At 64.1% G+C, this 17,339-nt stretch carries 20 protein-coding genes; 11 read left to right on the top strand and 9 right to left on the bottom strand.

Annotation, left to right across the window (positions count from 1 at the left end; all coding sequences use genetic code 11):
• Positions 1-13 precede the first annotated feature (13 nt).
• The 4 genes from VWZ81_RS03465 to VWZ81_RS03450 all read left to right on the top strand — a co-directional run bounded on the left by VWZ81_RS03465 (position 14) and on the right by VWZ81_RS03450 (position 3,273).
• Positions 14-718, top strand: coding sequence for a GntR family transcriptional regulator (locus tag VWZ81_RS03465; RefSeq protein ID WP_416539014.1), 705 nt, complete (start codon positions 14-16; stop codon positions 716-718).
• Entirely contained in the window at positions 696-1,133 is a 438-nt protein-coding gene (locus VWZ81_RS03460) for a carboxymuconolactone decarboxylase family protein (RefSeq protein ID WP_416542092.1), read from the top strand. Before VWZ81_RS03465 ends, VWZ81_RS03460 begins: the two co-directional genes overlap by 23 nt.
• A gap of 95 nt (positions 1,134-1,228) precedes the next feature.
• A complete protein-coding gene (locus tag VWZ81_RS03455; protein ID WP_416542091.1) occupies positions 1,229-2,023 on the top strand; it encodes an arylmalonate decarboxylase in 795 nt (264 codons plus the stop codon).
• Between the two features lie 92 nt (positions 2,024-2,115).
• On the top strand, positions 2,116-3,273 hold the full coding sequence (locus tag VWZ81_RS03450) for a M24 family metallopeptidase (protein ID WP_416542090.1): 1,158 nt from the start codon (positions 2,116-2,118) through the stop codon (positions 3,271-3,273).
• A 61-nt stretch (positions 3,274-3,334) separates the two neighbouring features.
• On the opposite strand, the gene VWZ81_RS03445 is transcribed toward VWZ81_RS03450, so the two are convergent.
• Positions 3,335-3,811, bottom strand: a complete 477-nt coding sequence (locus tag VWZ81_RS03445; protein WP_340545999.1) for a dihydrofolate reductase — start codon at positions 3,809-3,811, stop codon at positions 3,335-3,337.
• Between the two features lie 12 nt (positions 3,812-3,823).
• Positions 3,824-4,657, bottom strand: coding sequence for a thymidylate synthase (locus VWZ81_RS03440; protein WP_416542089.1), 834 nt, complete (start codon positions 4,655-4,657; stop codon positions 3,824-3,826).
• 349 nt (positions 4,658-5,006) lie between these two features.
• Here VWZ81_RS03440 and VWZ81_RS03435 point away from each other — a divergent pair, with 349 nt between their 5' ends.
• The 3 genes from VWZ81_RS03435 (at position 5,007) to VWZ81_RS03425 (ending at position 7,916) form a co-directional block, all read left to right on the top strand.
• On the top strand, positions 5,007-5,942 hold the full coding sequence (locus VWZ81_RS03435; RefSeq protein WP_340546001.1) for a thymidylate synthase: 936 nt from the start codon (positions 5,007-5,009) through the stop codon (positions 5,940-5,942).
• Positions 5,943-5,946: 4 nt separating this feature from the next.
• Entirely contained in the window at positions 5,947-7,371 is a 1,425-nt protein-coding gene (locus VWZ81_RS03430; protein WP_416542088.1) for a hypothetical protein, read from the top strand.
• Positions 7,372-7,487: 116 nt separating this feature from the next.
• The gene (locus VWZ81_RS03425; protein ID WP_340546003.1) at positions 7,488-7,916 is read left to right on the top strand and encodes a VOC family protein; all 429 of its coding nucleotides are present in this window, start codon (positions 7,488-7,490) and stop codon (positions 7,914-7,916) included.
• Positions 7,917-8,381: 465 nt separating this feature from the next.
• On the opposite strand, the gene VWZ81_RS03420 is transcribed toward VWZ81_RS03425, so the two are convergent.
• From VWZ81_RS03420 to VWZ81_RS03410, 3 genes are all read right to left on the bottom strand, one after another.
• A complete protein-coding gene (locus VWZ81_RS03420; protein ID WP_416535690.1) occupies positions 8,382-8,879 on the bottom strand; it encodes a MarR family winged helix-turn-helix transcriptional regulator in 498 nt (165 codons plus the stop codon).
• Positions 8,880-8,952: 73 nt separating this feature from the next.
• Positions 8,953-9,213 carry a succinate dehydrogenase assembly factor 2 gene (locus VWZ81_RS03415; RefSeq protein ID WP_340546005.1) on the bottom strand — a complete coding sequence of 87 codons (261 nt, stop codon included), beginning with the start codon at positions 9,211-9,213 and terminating at the stop codon, positions 8,953-8,955.
• Positions 9,210-9,605: a helix-turn-helix domain-containing protein gene (locus VWZ81_RS03410; protein ID WP_416535692.1), complete on the bottom strand. Its 396-nt coding sequence runs from the start codon at positions 9,603-9,605 to the stop codon at positions 9,210-9,212. Before VWZ81_RS03410 ends, VWZ81_RS03415 begins: the two co-directional genes overlap by 4 nt.
• 109 nt (positions 9,606-9,714) lie before the next feature.
• On the opposite strand from VWZ81_RS03410, the gene VWZ81_RS03405 reads away from it, so the two are divergent.
• From VWZ81_RS03405 to VWZ81_RS03395, 3 genes are all read left to right on the top strand, one after another.
• Positions 9,715-10,917: a pyridoxal phosphate-dependent aminotransferase gene (locus VWZ81_RS03405; RefSeq protein WP_416539018.1), complete on the top strand. Its 1,203-nt coding sequence runs from the start codon at positions 9,715-9,717 to the stop codon at positions 10,915-10,917.
• 14 nt (positions 10,918-10,931) lie between these two features.
• Positions 10,932-11,354: a hypothetical protein gene (locus VWZ81_RS03400; RefSeq protein WP_416539019.1), complete on the top strand. Its 423-nt coding sequence runs from the start codon at positions 10,932-10,934 to the stop codon at positions 11,352-11,354.
• A 331-nt stretch (positions 11,355-11,685) separates the two neighbouring features.
• Positions 11,686-12,552, top strand: a complete 867-nt coding sequence (locus VWZ81_RS03395) for a delta-class carbonic anhydrase (RefSeq protein WP_416539020.1) — start codon at positions 11,686-11,688, stop codon at positions 12,550-12,552.
• A gap of 107 nt (positions 12,553-12,659) precedes the next feature.
• On the opposite strand, the gene VWZ81_RS03390 is transcribed toward VWZ81_RS03395, so the two are convergent.
• The gene (locus VWZ81_RS03390; RefSeq protein WP_340546010.1) at positions 12,660-14,057 is read right to left on the bottom strand and encodes an MATE family efflux transporter; all 1,398 of its coding nucleotides are present in this window, start codon (positions 14,055-14,057) and stop codon (positions 12,660-12,662) included.
• 9 nt (positions 14,058-14,066) lie between these two features.
• Entirely contained in the window at positions 14,067-14,228 is a 162-nt protein-coding gene (locus VWZ81_RS03385) for a hypothetical protein (RefSeq protein ID WP_416542087.1), read from the bottom strand.
• Here VWZ81_RS03385 and VWZ81_RS03380 point away from each other — a divergent pair.
• Positions 14,227-14,961 carry a DUF2461 domain-containing protein gene (locus VWZ81_RS03380; RefSeq protein ID WP_416542086.1) on the top strand — a complete coding sequence of 245 codons (735 nt, stop codon included), beginning with the start codon at positions 14,227-14,229 and terminating at the stop codon, positions 14,959-14,961. The genes VWZ81_RS03385 and VWZ81_RS03380 overlap by 2 nt on opposite strands.
• Positions 14,962-14,970: 9 nt before the next feature.
• On the opposite strand, the gene VWZ81_RS03375 is transcribed toward VWZ81_RS03380, so the two are convergent.
• Complete coding sequence (locus VWZ81_RS03375; RefSeq protein ID WP_416539022.1) at positions 14,971-15,579, bottom strand: carboxymuconolactone decarboxylase family protein; 609 nt, start codon at positions 15,577-15,579, stop codon at positions 14,971-14,973.
• Positions 15,580-15,810: 231 nt separating this feature from the next.
• Positions 15,811-17,226, bottom strand: a complete 1,416-nt coding sequence (locus tag VWZ81_RS03370) for a pyridoxal phosphate-dependent decarboxylase family protein (RefSeq protein ID WP_416542085.1) — start codon at positions 17,224-17,226, stop codon at positions 15,811-15,813.
• Positions 17,227-17,339 lie beyond the last annotated feature (113 nt).

The raw sequence follows: 17,339 nt of genomic DNA, 5'->3' as shown, positions 1-17,339 counted from the left end.
CTATGGAAATCCCATGGAACCCAGCCAGACAACGCTCCGCAAAATCGAAAAAGCCCCGCAAACCCTGCGCGATATCGTGCAGGAACGGATGCGGGAGGCGATCATCGACGGCCATTTCGCCCCCGGTGAGCGGCTGGTGGAACGCCCGCTCTGCGATCAGCTGGGTGTGAGTCGCACCGTGATCCGCGAGACGATCCGCTATCTTGAGGCTGAGGGGCTGGTCGAGATCATCCCCAATCGCGGCCCGGTCGTGGCCCGCCTGACCTGGGATCAGGCGCGGCAGATCTACGATGTGCGCCGCCAGCTGGAAGCGGCAGCGGCAGCGGCCAGCGCCGAGGTGCAGCGGCCGGAGTTTGCCGCCGACCTCAGCCGCGCGCTTGCCGAGGTTGAGGCGTCGATGAGTGACACCGAATGGGGCCATCTGCTGCGCGCCACCACCGGCTTTTACCAGCTCATATTCCTTGAGGCCGGCCATACGATTGCCTGGGATATCGTGCAGCGGCTGAACGGTCGGATCAGCCGGTTGCGCGCCCTTACCATCGCGGCAAAGGACCGCGAAACCTCCGGCATGAGCCATATGACCGCCATTCACGATGCCATTCTCAGCCGCAACCCTGAGGCCGCGCGCCGGGCGGTTGAGACCCATATCGCCGATGCTGCCCGCACGGCCGAACGCTTCCTGAAGGAGCCAGCAGATGAGCCGTCCAACGACACCTGACACACCCGGCGCCACAGCCCACCGGACCAGCACCTTTGACGAGGATCTGTTCCTGAAGGGTCTGGAGCAGCGCAAGGCCACCCTTGGCGCGGAATATGTGGAAAAGAACCTCGCCGCCGCGGATGAGTTCACCCGCCCCTTTCAGGAGGCGATGACCGCATGGTGCTGGGGCTTTGGCTGGGGCGATGACACGATAGATGCCAAGACCCGGTCGATGATGAACCTTGCCATGATCGGCGCGCTTGGCAAGATGCACGAATGGGAGCTGCATTGCCGGGGGGCGGTGAACAATGGTGTCAGCCGCGAAGAGATCCGCGCGGTTATCCACGCGGTTGCGATCTATTGCGGCGTTCCGCAGGGGCTGGAGTGTTTCCGCGCCGCCCGGACGGTTCTGGACCAGACAGACGCGGGCTGACACCGCAGCCGCACCGGCCCGCAGAAGCCAGTCCTCCCCCCTCCTCACAGCGCAACGTCAACAGGCCAAGAGCCGACAGCGAGGTACCTTCTCAGATGTTTCAATCCGGTCAAACCGTTCAGTCCAGCCCCCGCACCCCGCTGATGGGCAAGGGCACCGCCCATCGCGCCAGTCTCGGCTTTATCCTGATGTCCACCGATCTGGCCTGCGAAACCGACCTCTTTGCCATGGCCCCCGAAGGGGTCGGCGTGCATATCACCCGGCTCAGGACCGATGATTACACCACCAACGAGACATTGGCGCGGCACATCGACCACATGGCCGAGGCGGCCAGCCGGCTGCAACCGGATATGAACCCCGAGGTCATCGCTTATTGCTGCACCTCCGGCTCGATTGTCTGCCGGGAAGAGAACGTCTTTCGCGAAATCCGCAAGGGCGCGCCGCAGACGCAGCCGATGACCATTGTTACCGGCGTCATGGACGCGCTGCGCGAAGTCGGCGCCAAGCGGATCGTGGTCGGCACGCCCTATCTTGACGATATCAACACCGCGGAGGCGGAATATCTGCTGGCGGCCGGGTTTGATATCCTCGACATTCAGGGGCTGCGGCTGGAAACAGGTCTGGAATTCGGCCGGGTCGAACCCTCCTACTGGAAGGAATTTGCGCTGGAGATTGATCAGCCGGAGGCCGATGCGATCTTTCTCTCCTGTAGCGGCATTCGCGCGCTTGAGGTGGTGGATGAGATCGAACAGGCTGCAGGCAAGCCGGTGATCACGTCCAATCAGGCGCTGATGTGGTCCTGCCTGCGCAGGGCCGGAATCACCGATCAGTTGCAGGGGTTTGGGCAGATTTTCCAACATCCCGGCCACGCGCTGACACCAACCCTCTGACCCCGACACCCTGCCCCCGGCCGGTGCCCTCCCGGTGCCGGTTTCTGAGCCCTTAACGCCCGACGGGCGGTCCACCTGCAAAGAAGATCACCATGACAGCACCTCTCGCGATGCGCGGATTTCCCGAAACAGAATACGCCGCCCGTACCAGGCGGGCACAGGCCCGTATGGCCGAAGCCGGTTTCGACGCGCTGCTCTTGATGACCGAACCCGACGTGCAGTATTTCACCGGTTTTCAGACGCTGTTCTGGCAAAGCCCGACGCGCCCGTGGTTTGTGCTGATCCCCGCCAGCGGCAAACCGATTGCCATCATTCCCGAAATCGGCGCCAGCCTGATGCGGCGCAGCTGGCTTGACGATATTCGCTGCTGGTCGGCGCCCGCGCCCGAAGATGACGGCATCAGCCTGCTGGTCGAGGCGCTGTCGCCGCTGAAGACGCTTGGCGTGATGAAGGGACATGAGACCCATCTGCGGATGCCGCTGGGCGACTGGGAACGGCTGATGGACGCCCTGCCCGACCTTCGCATTGCCGACGCAACCGGGCTGGTGCAGGGGCTGAGGATGGTGAAATCCCCGGCGGAAATCGACAAGCTCGCCCGGATCTGCGCCATTGGCTCTGCGACCTTTGCTGCGGTGCCGGAGTTCGCCCGCGAAGATGTGCCGCTGGACGAGGTGTTCCGCACCTTTCGCCGCGAGGCGCTGGCGCAGGGGGCCGATGGCGCGCCCTATGTGGTCGGGGCCAGCGCGCAGGGCGGCTATGCCGATGTGATCTCGCCGCACGATGCCACACCGCTGGCGGCAGGCGATATCCTGATGCTGGACAGCGGCATGGTGCTGGACGGCTATTACTGCGATTTCGACCGCAACTGGGCAATTGGCCATGCTGATGACACCGCGCGCCGCGCCTATGATGTGCTGTGGCGCGCAACCGAAGCCGGACTGGCCGCCGCCCGCCCCGGCAACAGCTGCCGCGATCTGTTTCAGGCGATGTCTGCGGTGATTGCAGAGATGGACGACAGCGGCGGCGACATTGGCCGTCTGGGTCACGGGCTGGGCTTGCAGCTGACCGAACAGCCCTCACACGCCGCCTTTGACACCACCGAGCTGCAAGAGAACATGGTCCTGACGCTGGAGCCATCGCTGTCCTATGGCGACGGGCTGATGATGGTCCATGAGGAAAACATCGTGGTGACGCCGCAGGGGGGCCGCCTGCTCAGCACCCGTGCGGCGCCAGAGCTGCCGGTGATCTGAGCTGCCGGTGATCTGAGCTGCCGGTGATCTGAGCTGTGACAGACCGGCGCGCGGCACAGACCTAGCGGCGCATGTACTCCACCACCACGCAGGCCGGTGCCTCGCTGCGGATCTGGGTCTGGCTGGCGATCCCCCACTGCCCGGCCCGGAACGGCGGGAAATAGGTATCGGCGTCCTCGACCTCGGTCTCGACCTCGGTGATCAGCATCCGGTCAGCGATCTCCATCAGACCTTCGTAGATCCGCGCGCCGCCAATGCCGTAAATCCGGTGATAGCCCTGCGCGCGCGCCTCCGCCAGGGCGGCCTCGATGCTGGGGCAGACCAGATCGGCGGCATCCGGGTTTGAGGACACCACCAGATTGAGCCGGTTCTTCAACGGCTTCACCGGCAGGCTGTCCCAGGTATTGCGCCCCATGATCAAAGCCCCGCCCAGCGTTTCGCGCTGAAAAGACTTCAAATCCTCCGGCGCCTGCCAGGGGATCGTATTGTCCTTGCCAATGGCGCCATTCTGGTCGCGGGCAACAATAAGCGTGATCATGTCAGTCCTCTCTCAAACCGCAACCGGAGCTTTGATGCCCGGATCGGGGGTGTAATTCAGCACTTCGAAATCGTCATATTTGAAGTCAAAAATGGAGGGCACGTCGCGCGTGATGCGCAGCTCCGGCAGCGGCTGCGGCGTACGCGACAATTGCAGGGTCACCTGATCCATATGGTTGGAATAGATATGGGCATCACCGATGGTATGGATGAAATCCCCCGCCTCATAGCCGGTCACATGCGCCAGCATCTTCAGCAGCAGCGCATAAGAGGCGATGTTGAACGGCACGCCGAGGAACATGTCTGCCGACCGCTGGTAGAGCTGCAGGTGCATCCGCCGCCCCTGCACCCGCACCTGCCACAGGGTATGGCAGGGCGGCAGCGCCATATCGGGCACGTCGCCGGGGTTCCAGGCGGTGACAATCAGGCGGCGGCTGTCGGGGCTTTTGCGGATCATCTCCACCAGCTGCGCAATCTGATCGACCGTGCCCGCCCGATAAAGCGGCTCATCGCCGCTGGTGCCGGGGACCAGCTCAAGCCGTGGAAAATGCCGCCACTGATGGCCATAGATCGGCCCGAGGTCGCCGTTCTCATCCGCCCATTCGTCCCAGATCGACACGCCATTGTCCTTCAGGTAGCCGATATTGGTGTCGCCGGACAGGAACCACAGAAGCTCGTGGATGATGGAACGCAGATGCAGCTTCTTGGTGGTCACCAGCGGGAATCCATCGGCCAGCGGATAGCGGGTCTGCATCCCGAAACAGGAGATGGTCCCGGTGCCGGTGCGGTCACTGCTGGCCTCGCCGTGTTCCAGAATATACTGCAGGGCCTCATGGTACTGGCGCATTGCGATCTCTCCCTCGTGATCTGCCTGCCGTCGGGGCGCAGAGCGCGCCCGCAGGTTTTCTCCTCTGTCTAGCCTGCCGCCGCCCCCGATCTCAAGAGTGTGTAAGCCGCAGCCGCAGGGCGCCCCGCACCCAGACACCTGCCCGACATCCATTCGGACATCTGCCCCCAATGTGGCGCAGCTGATCCACACCCTAGCGGCTTGCCCTGCCCTGCGCACCCCGCAACAAAAAGGTCACCGATGCGCCACGATCGGCTGCGGACAGCCAAGGCGGCGCGGCAATTCAATTGACTTTCCGCAACCATGACAAGACACTGCCGCAAACAAAGAAAATTTGAGGTCAGTTCATATGAAGCGGGCAATGCTTGGACTTGCGGCAGCAACGCTGCTGTCGGCATGTGGCGGGGGTACCAACCCCTTTGACACGGGGGATGATACCGATGGTGGCACCACCGATCCGATTGTCCCCGAAGTGCTGGCATCTGACGTTGATAGCGTCGCCTATGACGCCGCTGCGGGCACATTGGTGATCAGCGGTCTCAGCCTTGACGACACACCGTTTTCCGCCAACTACCGCCGCCGCCCGGCGCTCGACCGCGAGGGCTATCAGGCCTATACCGCGCAGGACAGCTCGCTTGACCGTCATGTCACCGCCTATGTCCGTGAAATCGAAAACGGCGGCTTTGCAGTGGCCGTCGCCACCGGCGGTCAGTTCTCCTATTATTTTGCCGGCACCAGCTTTGGCCGTCGCGGCGGCTATTCCGCCCCGACCGAAGACGTCGCCTCCGGAGGTGTGGTGAGCTATGCTGGCACCTACGTGGGCCTGATGAACATTGCAGGCGATGGCGGCGATCTGCTGCCCGTCGCCCCCGGCACCCCGGCTGACATTCGCCCGGCCCAGTCGGCCGAGGTCACCGGCGATGCCTTCGTCAATGCCGATTTCCGCGACAATGTCGTCAATGGCACCATCTACAACCGCCAGATTGAGCCGACCACAGCGGGCGGCACCCCACAGACGCTGGTGACACTCGACCTAGCGCCCACCGATATTGCCGACAATGGCACCTTTACCGGCACCGCCTCGCAGGTGGTCAACGGCACCCGCACCAATGTCGGCACCTATGGCGGCATCTTCGCCGGGACCGATGCCACATCGGTTGCCGGGTCCGTCTTTGCCCAGAACCACGTCGAGAATATCGACGGCATCGAGGAATACGGGATCTTTGTTCTGGGCCAATGCGGCACCGCAGAAAGTTCGGCCGTCTGCGATCAGCCGGTACCCTGATCTCATGCGGCGCTGTCTGGCCGCAGCCCTGACGCTGGCGCTGCTGCACGCAGCGCCGGCAACGGCGACCGAGCCGACCCCCGAACATCATCTCAGCCTGGAACAGGGCCGCCTGCTGGCGGCGCATTCCCTTGGCACCGGCAAACCGGAGCTGACGCTGGACCTGACCCGCGCCCTCTTGCGGGCCGACCGGCGCGATCACCTGGCCTGGTACCTGCGGGCCGCCGCGCAGGCGCAGCTGAAATCGCCCGGCGCCGGGCGCCGCTCTGCGGCGCGCGCCTATCGCTTTGCCCCCGACAGCGCAGGCAAATTCCGCGCAGCCCAGCTGGCCGCACGGCTGGCGGTGCAGGACGCCCGGCCGACGCTGGCGCAGGTCTGGCTGCGCCGCACCGCCATTCACGCCCCCGATGAGATCAGCGAAACACGCATCGCCGCCGACTATAAGGTCCTGCGGCGGATCAACCCCTGGTCCTTCCAGCTGCGCGGTGAGCTGAAGCCCTCAAACAACGTCAACAACGGCGCCGACAACACGCTGGAAGTGATCGACGGCGTGCCGACACTGGGCCGATTTGGTCCCCGGTCGGTGGCACTGGAGGGGACCGTTGCCGTGCTCGATGCCGCGATCAGCTACCGCCTGCGGGAAAGCCGCAGCAGCCTCACCACGCTGAGCGCGCGCGGCTATGTCCAGCGGGTGGCACTGTCGTCAGCCGCCAAGGCCAAGGCCGCCCCCCTCGCCCAGCAGTCCGGCACCACGGTGCCGCGCAACAGCGAATTCGGATCGACCTACGGCGAGATCACCCTGACCCATGCCTTTGCCGCTGGCCCGCCCGAACGCAAAGGCTCCGCCGCCCTCGGGCTCAGCTTTGGGACCGCCTGGTATGGCGGCGACAAAAGCTATGATCTGGTCAAACAGACCGCCCGGCGCAGCTGGCAGCTGTCGGCGCGCACCGGACTGACACTGGATGGCATGGCAGAACAGCGGCTCGACCCGCGCGGCCCCTCGCAGGATGGCGAGGTGTTCGGCCTGGGCCTCCGTGTCAATCGCGCGCTGCAGAATGGCGATCAGATCGACGTCAGCCTTGCGCTGCGCGACAGCAGATCAGGCCATGTGAACACCTCCAGCCGCAGCGCCACGCTGCGGCTCGGCTATCACTTCGCCAAACCGCTGGGGCCGGCCAAAATCAGCACCGGACTGATCCTTGGCCAATCCGACTTCCCTCAGTTCATCGCAGGCTTTCCCGCCCGCTACCTGGCCGATGGCCGCGAAGACCGGTCCTATTATGCCGATGTAAACCTCTTCTTCGAGGACTACGACTATGCCGGATTTGCCCCGACGCTGCGCCTGCGCGCGGGCAAAAAAGACAGCAATCACAGCCGTTTCCAGTCGCGCGAGCTATCGCTCTCGCTGGGTGTTCAGTCCAAATTCTAAGCGGATCCCGCAATCGCTCTGGTCACCGGCTCCGGACGCATTATGGTCAGGGGCCTGAGATATCTGACACGAGGCCGCGCCCCTGGGCCAGCCATCCTGACATGAGGAACACACCGATGCCGCTGAAATATCTGCACACTATGGTTCGCGTCAAAGACCTGGAGACATCCATGGCCTTCTACCAGCTGCTGGGTCTCAAGGAGACCCGACGCTACGACAGCGAAAAAGGCCGCTTCTCGCTGATCTTCATGGCCGCCGAAGGGCAGGAAGAAACCCCGATCGAGCTGACCTATAACTGGGACGGCGATGATGGCCTGCCCAGCGACAGCCGCCATTTCGGCCATCTGGCCTATGGTGTGGATGATATTTACGCCACCTGCCAGCATCTGATGGACAATGGTGTCACCATCAACCGCCCGCCGCGCGACGGCCACATGGCCTTTGTCCGCTCGCCCGATAATATCTCGATCGAACTGCTGCAGAACGGCGACGCGCTGGACCCGGCAGAACCCTGGGCCAGCATGGAAAACACCGGCAGCTGGTAAGCCGCAACCGCCAGGAGGGCAGCACCATCATCGCGCGCCCTGTCCTCCCGGCGCCTGACGGCGCGGCGCTTGACCTCTGCGGCATATCTGTGCCGCCCTGCGCGCAGGCCGCCAAGCCGCACCGCACGCCCCAGCCGCACCGCACTGTCCCAGCACTGTCCCAGCCGCACCATCAGGGCATGCCAACCCGCAGGGCACGCAAAATTGCACCAGCCGGTTGCCCCGGTGGTGTGTCAGCCATGCTGCTGTCCGAAAAGATGGTCCAAGCCTGATGGGCCTTCTGGTCCCCGGATCCGCTCCGCTCCCGGCCTTCTGCCCGGTCAGCGTCGGTATGGCTTGGTCAGATCAGCTGCCGCGCAGCAAATCAAAAGGGTCAGGCATATCGGTGATAGTCGGCGTTCTGCCGAGAGGGATATGCGTTGCGACCGATGGAACACGCCCCGTTTCAGGCGTGCAAAACCCGGCTCAATAGATGTAGCGGATCTGGTCGGACCAGTAACGCTCCACCCGCTTCAGCGAGGCTGTGATATCCGCGATGCCCTCGCTGCTGATCACACCTTTGCCTTCCAGGCCTTCTGCGTGGCGCGAGAACAGCGCCGCAACAATATCACGAATCTCGCGACCGCGCTCGGTCAGGCGCACCCGGACCGAACGGCGATCAATCTCGCAACGCTGGTGGTGCATATAGCCCATCTCGACCAGTTTCTTCAGGTTGTAGCTGACATTGCTGCCCTGATAGTAGCCGCGTGATTTCAATTCGCCCGCCGTGACCTCATTGTTGCCGATATTGAACAGCAGCAGTGCCTGAACCGCATTGATCTCCAGCACGCCGACACGCTCAAACTCGTCCTTGATGACGTCCAGCAGCAGACGGTGAAGACGCTCAACCATTGCGAGCGCCTCAAGGTAGCCAGTCATGAACCCTTTGGTGTCCTGCTGGCCGATTGGCATTTCCATACTCATCCGCATCTCCGACTCGATGGTGTCTGAGAGCAACAATGCGGAAAATTCCCGAAAAATCCGTTAAGCTGAAATTTTATTCTTTTTGATGGGTTTGCGCTATGTCGTCGATCAGCGCCGAGAACCGATCCGGCGCCGCCACCTGCCCCGTCACCCACTGGTACAGATCCTGATCATTCTCCTGCAAAAGCAGGTCGTAGAGATCAAGATCCGCCGGGCCCATCGTGGCCAGTGTCCGCTCGGCATAGGCGGAAAGAAGAATATCCATCTCCTTGATTCCGCGCCGCATCGAGCGCATCTGCAACCGCTTCAGCCGGTGGGCAGGCAGTTCGCTCATTGTGCGCTGCCTTCCATCACCAGGCGCAGGCGTTTTTCCAGCCGCGCCGCCCGGTCAGCATTGCTGCGCAGATCCTCGCGCAGCTGGCGCAGCTCGGTCATCACCGCCGCCAGGTCCTGCGGCATCTGTTCGCCAGCCGGGGCTTCCATGCCTTCGCCCTCGCCGGTCAGCAGCCAGCGCATCGACACATTCAGCAGCCCCGCCATCATCGACAGCTTGTTGGCGCGCGGTTCCGACAGATCCTGTTCCCAGCCGGTCAGGGTCGATTTCTTGATGCCCAGCCGACGGGCCAGCTGCGCCTGGGTCATGCCTGCTGCATCGCGTGCAGCGGCCACCCGGTCACCAAAGGTTGCCGCGTCGGGGCCATACCAATTCATGTCGTCGTTGCTCATTTGCCCGCTCCTGTTGGCCTATCGGTTTGTCGGTCTCCTGATCCCGCTTGATCGGAAGTTAGCGGCACCCTATGACAGTTCTAGATGACATTCAAACAGAGGTCTTTCCATGCAATTTCTGTCCGATAGCCTCTCCCGCGTCAAACCGTCACCCTCGATCGCCGTCACCACGCTGGCCGCTGAACTGCGTGCGGCCGGCCGTGACGTGATCGGCCTGAGCGCCGGTGAGCCTGACTTTGACACGCCCGACAATATCAAGGACGCCGCGATCCGCGCCATTCAGGCAGGCAAGACCAAATACACCGCCCCCGACGGCATCCCCGAGCTGAAGCAGGCGGTCTGCGATAAATTCGCCCGCGACAACGGGTTGGAGTATACCCCGGCGCAGGTTTCGGTTGGCACCGGCGGCAAGCAGATCCTCTACAATGCGCTGATGGCAACGCTCAATCCCGGCGATGAGGTGGTGATCCCGACCCCCTATTGGGTGTCCTACCCGGATATGGTGCGGCTGGCCGGTGGCACGCCGGTCTGTGTCGACTCCTCGCTGGACACCGGGTTCAAGATCACCCCGGCCCAGCTGGAGGAGGCAATCACGCCGCAGACCAAATGGTTCATCTTCAACTCACCGTCGAACCCGACCGGGGCCGGCTACCACCCGGAGGAGCTGAAGGCGCTGACCGAGGTGCTGCTGCGCCACCCGCATGTCTGGGTGATGACCGATGACATGTATGAGCATCTGGTGTTCGATGATTTCACCTTCTGCACACCGGCGCAGATCGAACCGCGGCTCTATGACCGCACGCTGACCTGCAATGGCGTCTCCAAAGCCTATGCGATGACCGGCTGGCGGATCGGCTATGCCGCCGGTCCCAAGCATCTGATCGACGCGATGCGCAAGATCCAGTCGCAATCCACATCGAACCCCTGCACCATCAGCCAATGGGCTGCAGTTGAGGCGCTGAATGGCACCCAGGATTACATCCTGCCCAATACCGCCGTGTTCCGCCGCCGCCGCGATCTGGTGATTTCGATGCTCAGCCAGATCGAAGGCGTTGCCTGCCCGGTGCCGGATGGGGCCTTCTATGTCTACCCCTCCATCCATGCGCTGATCGGGCGGACCTCTGCCGGGGGCGTCAAGATCACCGACGACGAGGCCTTTGCCAAGGCGCTGCTGGCGGAGGCCAATGTGGCCGTGGTCCATGGCGCCGCCTATGGGTTGTCGCCGAACTTCCGCATCAGCTACGCTGCGGCCGATGACGTCCTGACCGAGGCCTGCCGCCGCATTCAGGCCTTCTGCGCCGCGCTGCGCTGAACGGAGCGTTTCGCATGGCTGCCTCCCTGCCGGACTATTACTTTCGCGTGCGCGACAACGGAGCCTTTGTGTTCCGCGTCGATAGTGAGAACCGGCAGCGGCGGCTGGATATGGATCAGATCGCCGTAGTGAAGCTGCGCAGCGGCGAGATCCGCGCCCATGGCGACCGTGACCTCAGTGCCGAGGATCTGAACGCGATCCGCAGCTGGATGGATCAGCGCCGCGAGACGCTGGCCACGCGCGAGATGGATGACATTCACCGCACCATCGAGCATCTGAACAGCACCGCCCATTGGGCACAAAGCAAGGCCAGCGCCGCGCAGCTGGAGGAGATCACCGACCAGCTGCTGCTCGCCATGCACGACCTGCGCTCGGTGCTGGTGCGCAAGAAGGCCGATCATCTGGCCCGTGGCGCCAAGGACAGCGACCCCTCCTGATCAGCGTGGGCATGACCGGCCATCGGTGGCGCCGGATCTGAACATCACCCGATGCGTACGCGCGGATCTTTGGCGGCTTGCACATCATGCGTGTCGCGCCGCCGCTCCTTACGTCCTCTGTCGCTGGACGCCACCGCCAGCCCTTCGGTGAGGGGTGGGTTGCAATGGCAACCATAAGGCGATTAATATTTTTATCACACAATCATTGTAGGAACCATTGGCGGCAGTTTCGGACTGTAGCGCGATCACCCCGGCCCCCTGTTCTGGTCCTGCGCAGATCCGCCACTGCCGCCACTGTTACCAGTATCATTCAGTCACAACAGGATTCCCGATGACGTCATATATTTCGATCATGCCCGCTTTTGCCGCCCTGACCCTCGCCAGCGGTGTCGCACTGGCCGCAGACAGTGCGCAGACCGTCAAGGACAGCGAAATCGACCGGCAACGTGCGGCACTGGCCATGAGCACCTTCGGGGCCGGATTTGGTCCGCAATCGCCGCGCGACATCGACATGGTCGAGGGGCAGAACCTGCGCGTCTTCAGCGCGGCACCGCCCGCCACCGAGATGAACCTCTGCAATATCCATTTCCATGAAAACGCAGAACATCGCGGCGGTGAATTCACCAGCTACGCGGGCAATGGCGATGGCAAGGGCTATGGCACCGGCTATCAATATGACGGCACGCTGAGCGAGGCAGAACTGGCGCCGCTGGACAGCCCCATCGGCGCCGAGGGCGGCCACGGCGATCTGCAACCGGGCGACACCATCGAGGTGCATTACGTCCACACCACCGCGCAGGTGACCCCGGGGCCAACGCTGGGCGCCTGCCTCAGCGATGCGATCAAGAACCCGCAGCTGCGGGTTGAGGCGCAGGTCTATGTGCTGGTCAATGACGAAAACGCCGCCGATTTCACCGAGCTGACCCGTCTCACCGTCCGAAACAACCTCTATCAGGCGCAGAACATCCCGGCCAATTCCGGCACCCCGATCAGCTATGCCGGCTCCACCACCGGTCCGGGGTACAATACCACAGGCTCCCCGTTTCAGGTCACCTGGAGCGTCCGACCCAAGGTGATCCGCGTCAATATCCACAGCGTCGGCACCTGGCTCGAGCATAATTATTTCAACGAGACCCACGCCCATGGCGTCCGCAATCTCGTGACCAACCCCGATCTGCTGGCACCGATCAGCAACTAGCCCGCGCCGCCACGGCTACCGGTGGTCGCGGTGATGACCCGGCAAGAGGGCCAAAGGGGGCGATAACGCCCCCTTTCCGGTGCGCGGCTGACAGGTGCCTCGCGCCGTTATCCGGTGGTCAGCGTTGCGGAGGGGGCGCCCACCCGCTTGATCGAGCGGCGCCAGAACCGGATCATCAGGAACAGCCCCGCCGCCGACAGGCCGATCACCAGCCCCAGCCAGACGCCAAGCCCGCCCATGCCGAAGGTAAAGCCGAGCAGATAAGAGGCCGGTATCCCCACCGCCCAATAGCTGAGCCCCGCAATCACCATCGGCACGCCGGTGTCCTGCACACCGCGCAACAGGCCCAGCGCGATGACCTGCATACCATCCATCAGCTGAAACAGCGCCGCCGCCGCAAGCAGCACGCCGCCGATCAGCAGGATCTCGGCCTTCTGCGGGTCGGCGCTGTCCAGAAACAGCGACATCAGCGGGCCGGGCACGGTCAGGAACAGGACAATCGCCACCGACGATACCAGCAGCGACATCAGCGTCACCACCTTGCCGCCGCGTGCCAGATGCGCGCGGTCGCCGCGGCCATAGGCATTGCCCGCCCGGATGGTCGCCGCATTCGACAGCCCCAGATGCACCATGAACGTCAGCCCGCCCAGCGAAATCGCGATGCCATGGGCCGCCAGCGGCACCGTGCCCAGCCAGCCCATCATCATCGCCGAGGCCGCAAACAGGCTGGCCTCGGCCAGCGTGGTCAGCCCGATCGGCAGCCCCATGCGCAGCACCCGGCCCAGCATCTCCCAGTCCGGACGCTGGAAATTCTTCAGCAGCTCATGCTCCGGCAAGGCCTTCAGCGCGTAGACCAGCACCAGCACAAAGGACAGGCCATTGGTCACCAGCGAGGCCAGCGCCGCCCCGGCAATCCCCAGTTCAGGTGCGCCCCAGTTGCCAAAGATCAGCGCATAGTTCACCAGCCCGTTCACCACCGCCCCAAAAACCGACAGCCACAGCACGATCTGGGTCCGTTCCAGCGCCGCCAGATAGGATTTCGCAACCATGTAGAGCAGTGCCGGAAACAGCGCCCAGCCTGCAATCCGCAGGTATTCCGCCGCGTCATGGGCCACCTTCTCCTCCTGGCCCAGCAATAGCAGGATCGCCTCTGACCACCACAACAGCGGCATCGCCAGCACCCCGTAGACCAGCGACAGCCAAAGCCCCATGCGGGTAGAACGCCGGATCTGACGCTCTTCGCCGGCACCGGCTGCGGCGGCCACCATCGGCATCACCGCAAAGGCAAAGCCGGATCCGAACAGGAAGATCGAGAAGAAATAGGACGAGCCCAGCGTCACCGCCGCCAGCTCATCGACCCCATACCAGCCCAGCATCACCGTATCGGTCAACCCGATGGCAAACTGCGCCACATGCCCGCCAATCAACGGCAGGCCAAGCACGGCAATGGCGCGACTATGGGCAAGGAGTGTGTTCGGGGCGGGCGCGGGCAATCTCTGTGTCATATGCAAGCCTTAGGCACGGGTCGACAGGACGGCAAGCCTCATTTCCGCTCCGGTTGCAATCTGCCCGTCGGCTTCTGCCGTGCCGGTTATGCGCCCCGTCTTATGCGTACGATCTGCGGCAAATGTGATATGCTGGCGGTGCCGATCATCGCCAGCAAGGAGCGCCTGCATGTCCGATCTCACACGCCAGCTGATCCCTGATGCGCAGGCCTTTCTGACGGAGCTGTCGCAGAACAACAGCCGCGACTGGTTCCAGACGCATAAGGCCCGCTATGACGACCAGCTGCGCCGCCCGGCAGAGGCGCTGCTGGCCGAGGTTGCCGATTACCTGCGCCCGCATCACCCCGGCATTCAGGGCAAGCTGTTCCGGCCCCAGCGCGATCTGCGGTTTTCCAGGGACAAGACCCCCTATCACACCCATCTGCATATGCTGTGGCAGCTGCCGCTGCTGCCGGGGGCCGGGCTGTTCTTTGGCATCGACCCGGCCCGGCTGCGCGTCGGCGGCGGTGTCATGAGCCTTGACGGTGCTGCGCTCAGCCGCTGGCGCATTGCGGTTGCGGGCCGGCCGCTGGTCCGGGTCTATCCGACGGCAGGCCTCGACCAGATCGACGGGCGCAGACAGCCCCCCGACAGCGGCTTTGCGGATGAGCTGGCGGCGCTGCTGGATATCCTCACCCTCAAGGGGTTTCGACCCAATGCGGCTGAGCTGAAACGGGTGCCGGGGCCACAGGATCAGACCCATCCCCACGCCGATCTCCTGCGCCGCAAGTCGCTGACCCTGTGGTCTGATCTCGACCTCACGTCGCCGGTGGATCCAAAGGCCGCGATCTGTAGCGCGGCCCTCGTGCTGGCACCCGTCTTCACCCTGTTGCGCCCGATCCTGACCAAGCCGGTCGCTGCCTGATCGCCGGGATCAGCTGTGGCCCCAGTCCTCCGGGTTGTCGCTGTTGTTGGGGCTCAGCCCCAGCACATCCCCCCGGATCGAACAGCCCAGCCCCAGCACGGTGCGGTTGGCATAGGAGAAATAGGCGCAGACCTGATTGATCTCCAGAATCTGCCCGTCATCCAGACCGGCGGCCCGCAGCGCATGGATATCCGCCTCGATCAGCGCGGCCGGGGCTTCGGTCAGCTTGCGCGCATAGACCAGCCCGGCCCGCTGCGCCGGATCCAACGGCGCCAGCTGCGGGTTGCGCGCCTCGATCGCGGCGCGGATCTCCTGCCCCCGCGCTTCATCCGCCAGCAGCCGCTGGAGGCCGGCAAAATGGTGCTCCACGCAATAGGCGCAGTCGTTCAGGGACGAGACCCAGACTCCCAGCACCTCCAGATACCATTTCGGCAGGCTGTTGCCGCTGTGGTGCAGCACATTCTTGTAAAGCGCCATATGCCCTTCCATCGAATGCGGCCGCAGACTGTGCACCATCATGATGTTGTCGACATTGTTGCCCGGCCCGGTCACCCGCTCGTAGAGCTTTTTCAGCTTGCCGGTTGCCTCTTCAAACGGAACGGTCCTGATCCAGGCCATGTCACTCTCCCTAATTGTCTGACCCGAGAGTAGCGGGATCTGACGTGGCGGAAAGACGGAACCGAACGTCACAGATGTTACGCAAGGCGGCACCGCCGCCCCGCGCCTGCCTGCCCCCCGGCAGGCGCGTTCACCGGCGCAACAAGACGCAACGGCAATCATCTATCGCGCCGGGCGCCAAGCCGCGCCGTCACGCCTGCGCCCGCCCAGGCAGGCGCGGGGCTCATCGCTTTACGCCGACGCCTCCCGCGCCACCGCGGCAATCGCCCCCCGCACATCCGCCGCGCGGCTGCGGTGGTTGGTGATCGCGGCGCGCAGCATCATGCGGCCATCCGCACGGGTGGTTGAAAACACCGCCTCGCCGCTTTCCTGCAGGGTCTGGGCAATATGCGCGTTGATCACAGACTGCGCCTCCGGCGCCAGATCGCTGCGCGCGGTGAAGACGCAGACATTCGATACCACCGGCGCGCCCAGTGCCATCAGCGGCTGCGCCTCAACCTCAGCCGCCATCAGCGACGCCAGCTCGCAATTGCCGGTGATCGCCTCGCAGAACGCCGCCTCGCCATAGGTCTCAAGCGCCGTCCAGACCTTCAGCGCCCGGTTGCCACGGCTGAGGTCAATGCCATAGTCGCAGAACCACGGCTCACCGCCCGCCAGCCCGCGCTCGGCCCCTTCCAGATAGGCAGGCCGCGCCGCAAAGGCCGCCCGGTGCTCCTCCTCGTTCCTGAGCAGCGCCATGCCGCAGTCATAGCCCACATACATCCATTTGTGGAAATCCAGCGCGATGCTGTCGGCCCGCCCGATCCCGTCACTCAGCGACCTGTAGGGCTCCGCCGCAATCCGCGTCCAGGCGCCAAAGGCCCCGTCCACATGCAGCCACAGCCCCAGATCCGCTGCCGCATCGGCCAAGGCATTCAGATCGTCGAACTGCCCCAGATCCACGGTGCCCGCATTGCCCACCATCAGAAAGGGCAGCGCGCCCTTGGCCCGATCCTCGGCCACCATCCGGGCCAAGGCCGCGCAGTCCAGCCGGCCATCGACCAGCGGCACCTTGCGCAGATTGTCCGAACCGATACCCAACAGCTCCACCGCCTTCAGCGAGGCATTATGCACGCCCTCGCCCGCATAGGCGGTCAGCCGCACCGCGCCCTGGCCGGTCTTGCGGACATCCTTCAGCACCCGCAGCCGCGCCGCCTGAAAGGCAATCACCGTCGCCTGCGAGGTGCCGGTCACCAGAATGCCGCTGGCCCCCTCCGGCATCCCCATTTTGCGGCGCGTCCAGTCGACAACCGCGCGCTCCATGTAGTTCGCGCCATGGTCGCGCCCGCCCATATTGGCATTGACCGCCGCCGCCGCAACCGAGGCGATCAGATCCGTCGCCAGACCCGATCCCTGCACCCAGCCCCAGAACCGCGGATGGGTGTTGCCACCGTGATAGGGCAGCACGTCCCGGATGATCCGGTCGACCGTCTCTTGCGGCCCCAGCGCCTCCGCCGTCACCGCATAGCGCGCGTCAATATCCTCCGGCACCGGCTGCCAGGGACGCTCCGCTGCCTCTTGCATCTGGTCCAGCGCCGCCTCCAGCATCCGCTGCGCCTCAGCGCGGAACACCGCCCAATCCTGCGTCTTGATCCCAGTCTCAGCCACCCGCGCGCCCTCCTCCTGCCTGCCGCTGCCCACAGGTGTAGCCCGCAAGCCCAGGCACCGCACGAAGAATATCGCCGCACCCAGTTGCCCGGCCTTACTGCCGATGAACTGAT

The organism is Phaeobacter sp. JH20_34, from assembly GCF_048056095.1.
GTDB lineage: Bacteria > Pseudomonadota > Alphaproteobacteria > Rhodobacterales > Rhodobacteraceae > Phaeobacter > Phaeobacter bryozoorum.
This window is presented reverse-complemented; position numbering and strand designations above follow the sequence as displayed.

Excerpts from the sequence above, each read along its gene's own strand:
- VWZ81_RS03450 (WP_416542090.1), top strand. The coding sequence starts at position 2,116 with ATGACAGCACCTCTCGCGATGCGCGGATTTCCCGAAACAGAATACGCC.
- VWZ81_RS03385 (WP_416542087.1), bottom strand. The coding sequence starts at position 14,228 with ATGCAGGCGCTCCTTGCTGGCGATGATCGGCACCGCCAGCATATCACA.
- VWZ81_RS03465 (WP_416539014.1), top strand. The coding sequence starts at position 14 with ATGGAACCCAGCCAGACAACGCTCCGCAAAATCGAAAAAGCCCCGCAA.
- VWZ81_RS03400 (WP_416539019.1), top strand. The coding sequence starts at position 10,932 with ATGGCTGCCTCCCTGCCGGACTATTACTTTCGCGTGCGCGACAACGGA.
- VWZ81_RS03395 (WP_416539020.1), top strand. The coding sequence starts at position 11,686 with ATGACGTCATATATTTCGATCATGCCCGCTTTTGCCGCCCTGACCCTC.
- VWZ81_RS03445 (WP_340545999.1), bottom strand. The coding sequence starts at position 3,811 with ATGATCACGCTTATTGTTGCCCGCGACCAGAATGGCGCCATTGGCAAG.
- VWZ81_RS03415 (WP_340546005.1), bottom strand. The coding sequence starts at position 9,213 with ATGAGCGAACTGCCTGCCCACCGGCTGAAGCGGTTGCAGATGCGCTCG.
- VWZ81_RS03440 (WP_416542089.1), bottom strand. The coding sequence starts at position 4,657 with ATGCGCCAGTACCATGAGGCCCTGCAGTATATTCTGGAACACGGCGAG.
- VWZ81_RS03425 (WP_340546003.1), top strand. The coding sequence starts at position 7,488 with ATGCCGCTGAAATATCTGCACACTATGGTTCGCGTCAAAGACCTGGAG.
- VWZ81_RS03375 (WP_416539022.1), bottom strand. The coding sequence starts at position 15,579 with ATGGCCTGGATCAGGACCGTTCCGTTTGAAGAGGCAACCGGCAAGCTG.
- VWZ81_RS03405 (WP_416539018.1), top strand. The coding sequence starts at position 9,715 with ATGCAATTTCTGTCCGATAGCCTCTCCCGCGTCAAACCGTCACCCTCG.
- VWZ81_RS03380 (WP_416542086.1), top strand. The coding sequence starts at position 14,227 with ATGTCCGATCTCACACGCCAGCTGATCCCTGATGCGCAGGCCTTTCTG.
- VWZ81_RS03430 (WP_416542088.1), top strand. The coding sequence starts at position 5,947 with ATGCGGCGCTGTCTGGCCGCAGCCCTGACGCTGGCGCTGCTGCACGCA.
- VWZ81_RS03420 (WP_416535690.1), bottom strand. The coding sequence starts at position 8,879 with ATGAGTATGGAAATGCCAATCGGCCAGCAGGACACCAAAGGGTTCATG.
- VWZ81_RS03455 (WP_416542091.1), top strand. The coding sequence starts at position 1,229 with ATGTTTCAATCCGGTCAAACCGTTCAGTCCAGCCCCCGCACCCCGCTG.
- VWZ81_RS03390 (WP_340546010.1), bottom strand. The coding sequence starts at position 14,057 with ATGACACAGAGATTGCCCGCGCCCGCCCCGAACACACTCCTTGCCCAT.
- VWZ81_RS03435 (WP_340546001.1), top strand. The coding sequence starts at position 5,007 with ATGAAGCGGGCAATGCTTGGACTTGCGGCAGCAACGCTGCTGTCGGCA.
- VWZ81_RS03410 (WP_416535692.1), bottom strand. The coding sequence starts at position 9,605 with ATGAGCAACGACGACATGAATTGGTATGGCCCCGACGCGGCAACCTTT.
- VWZ81_RS03460 (WP_416542092.1), top strand. The coding sequence starts at position 696 with ATGAGCCGTCCAACGACACCTGACACACCCGGCGCCACAGCCCACCGG.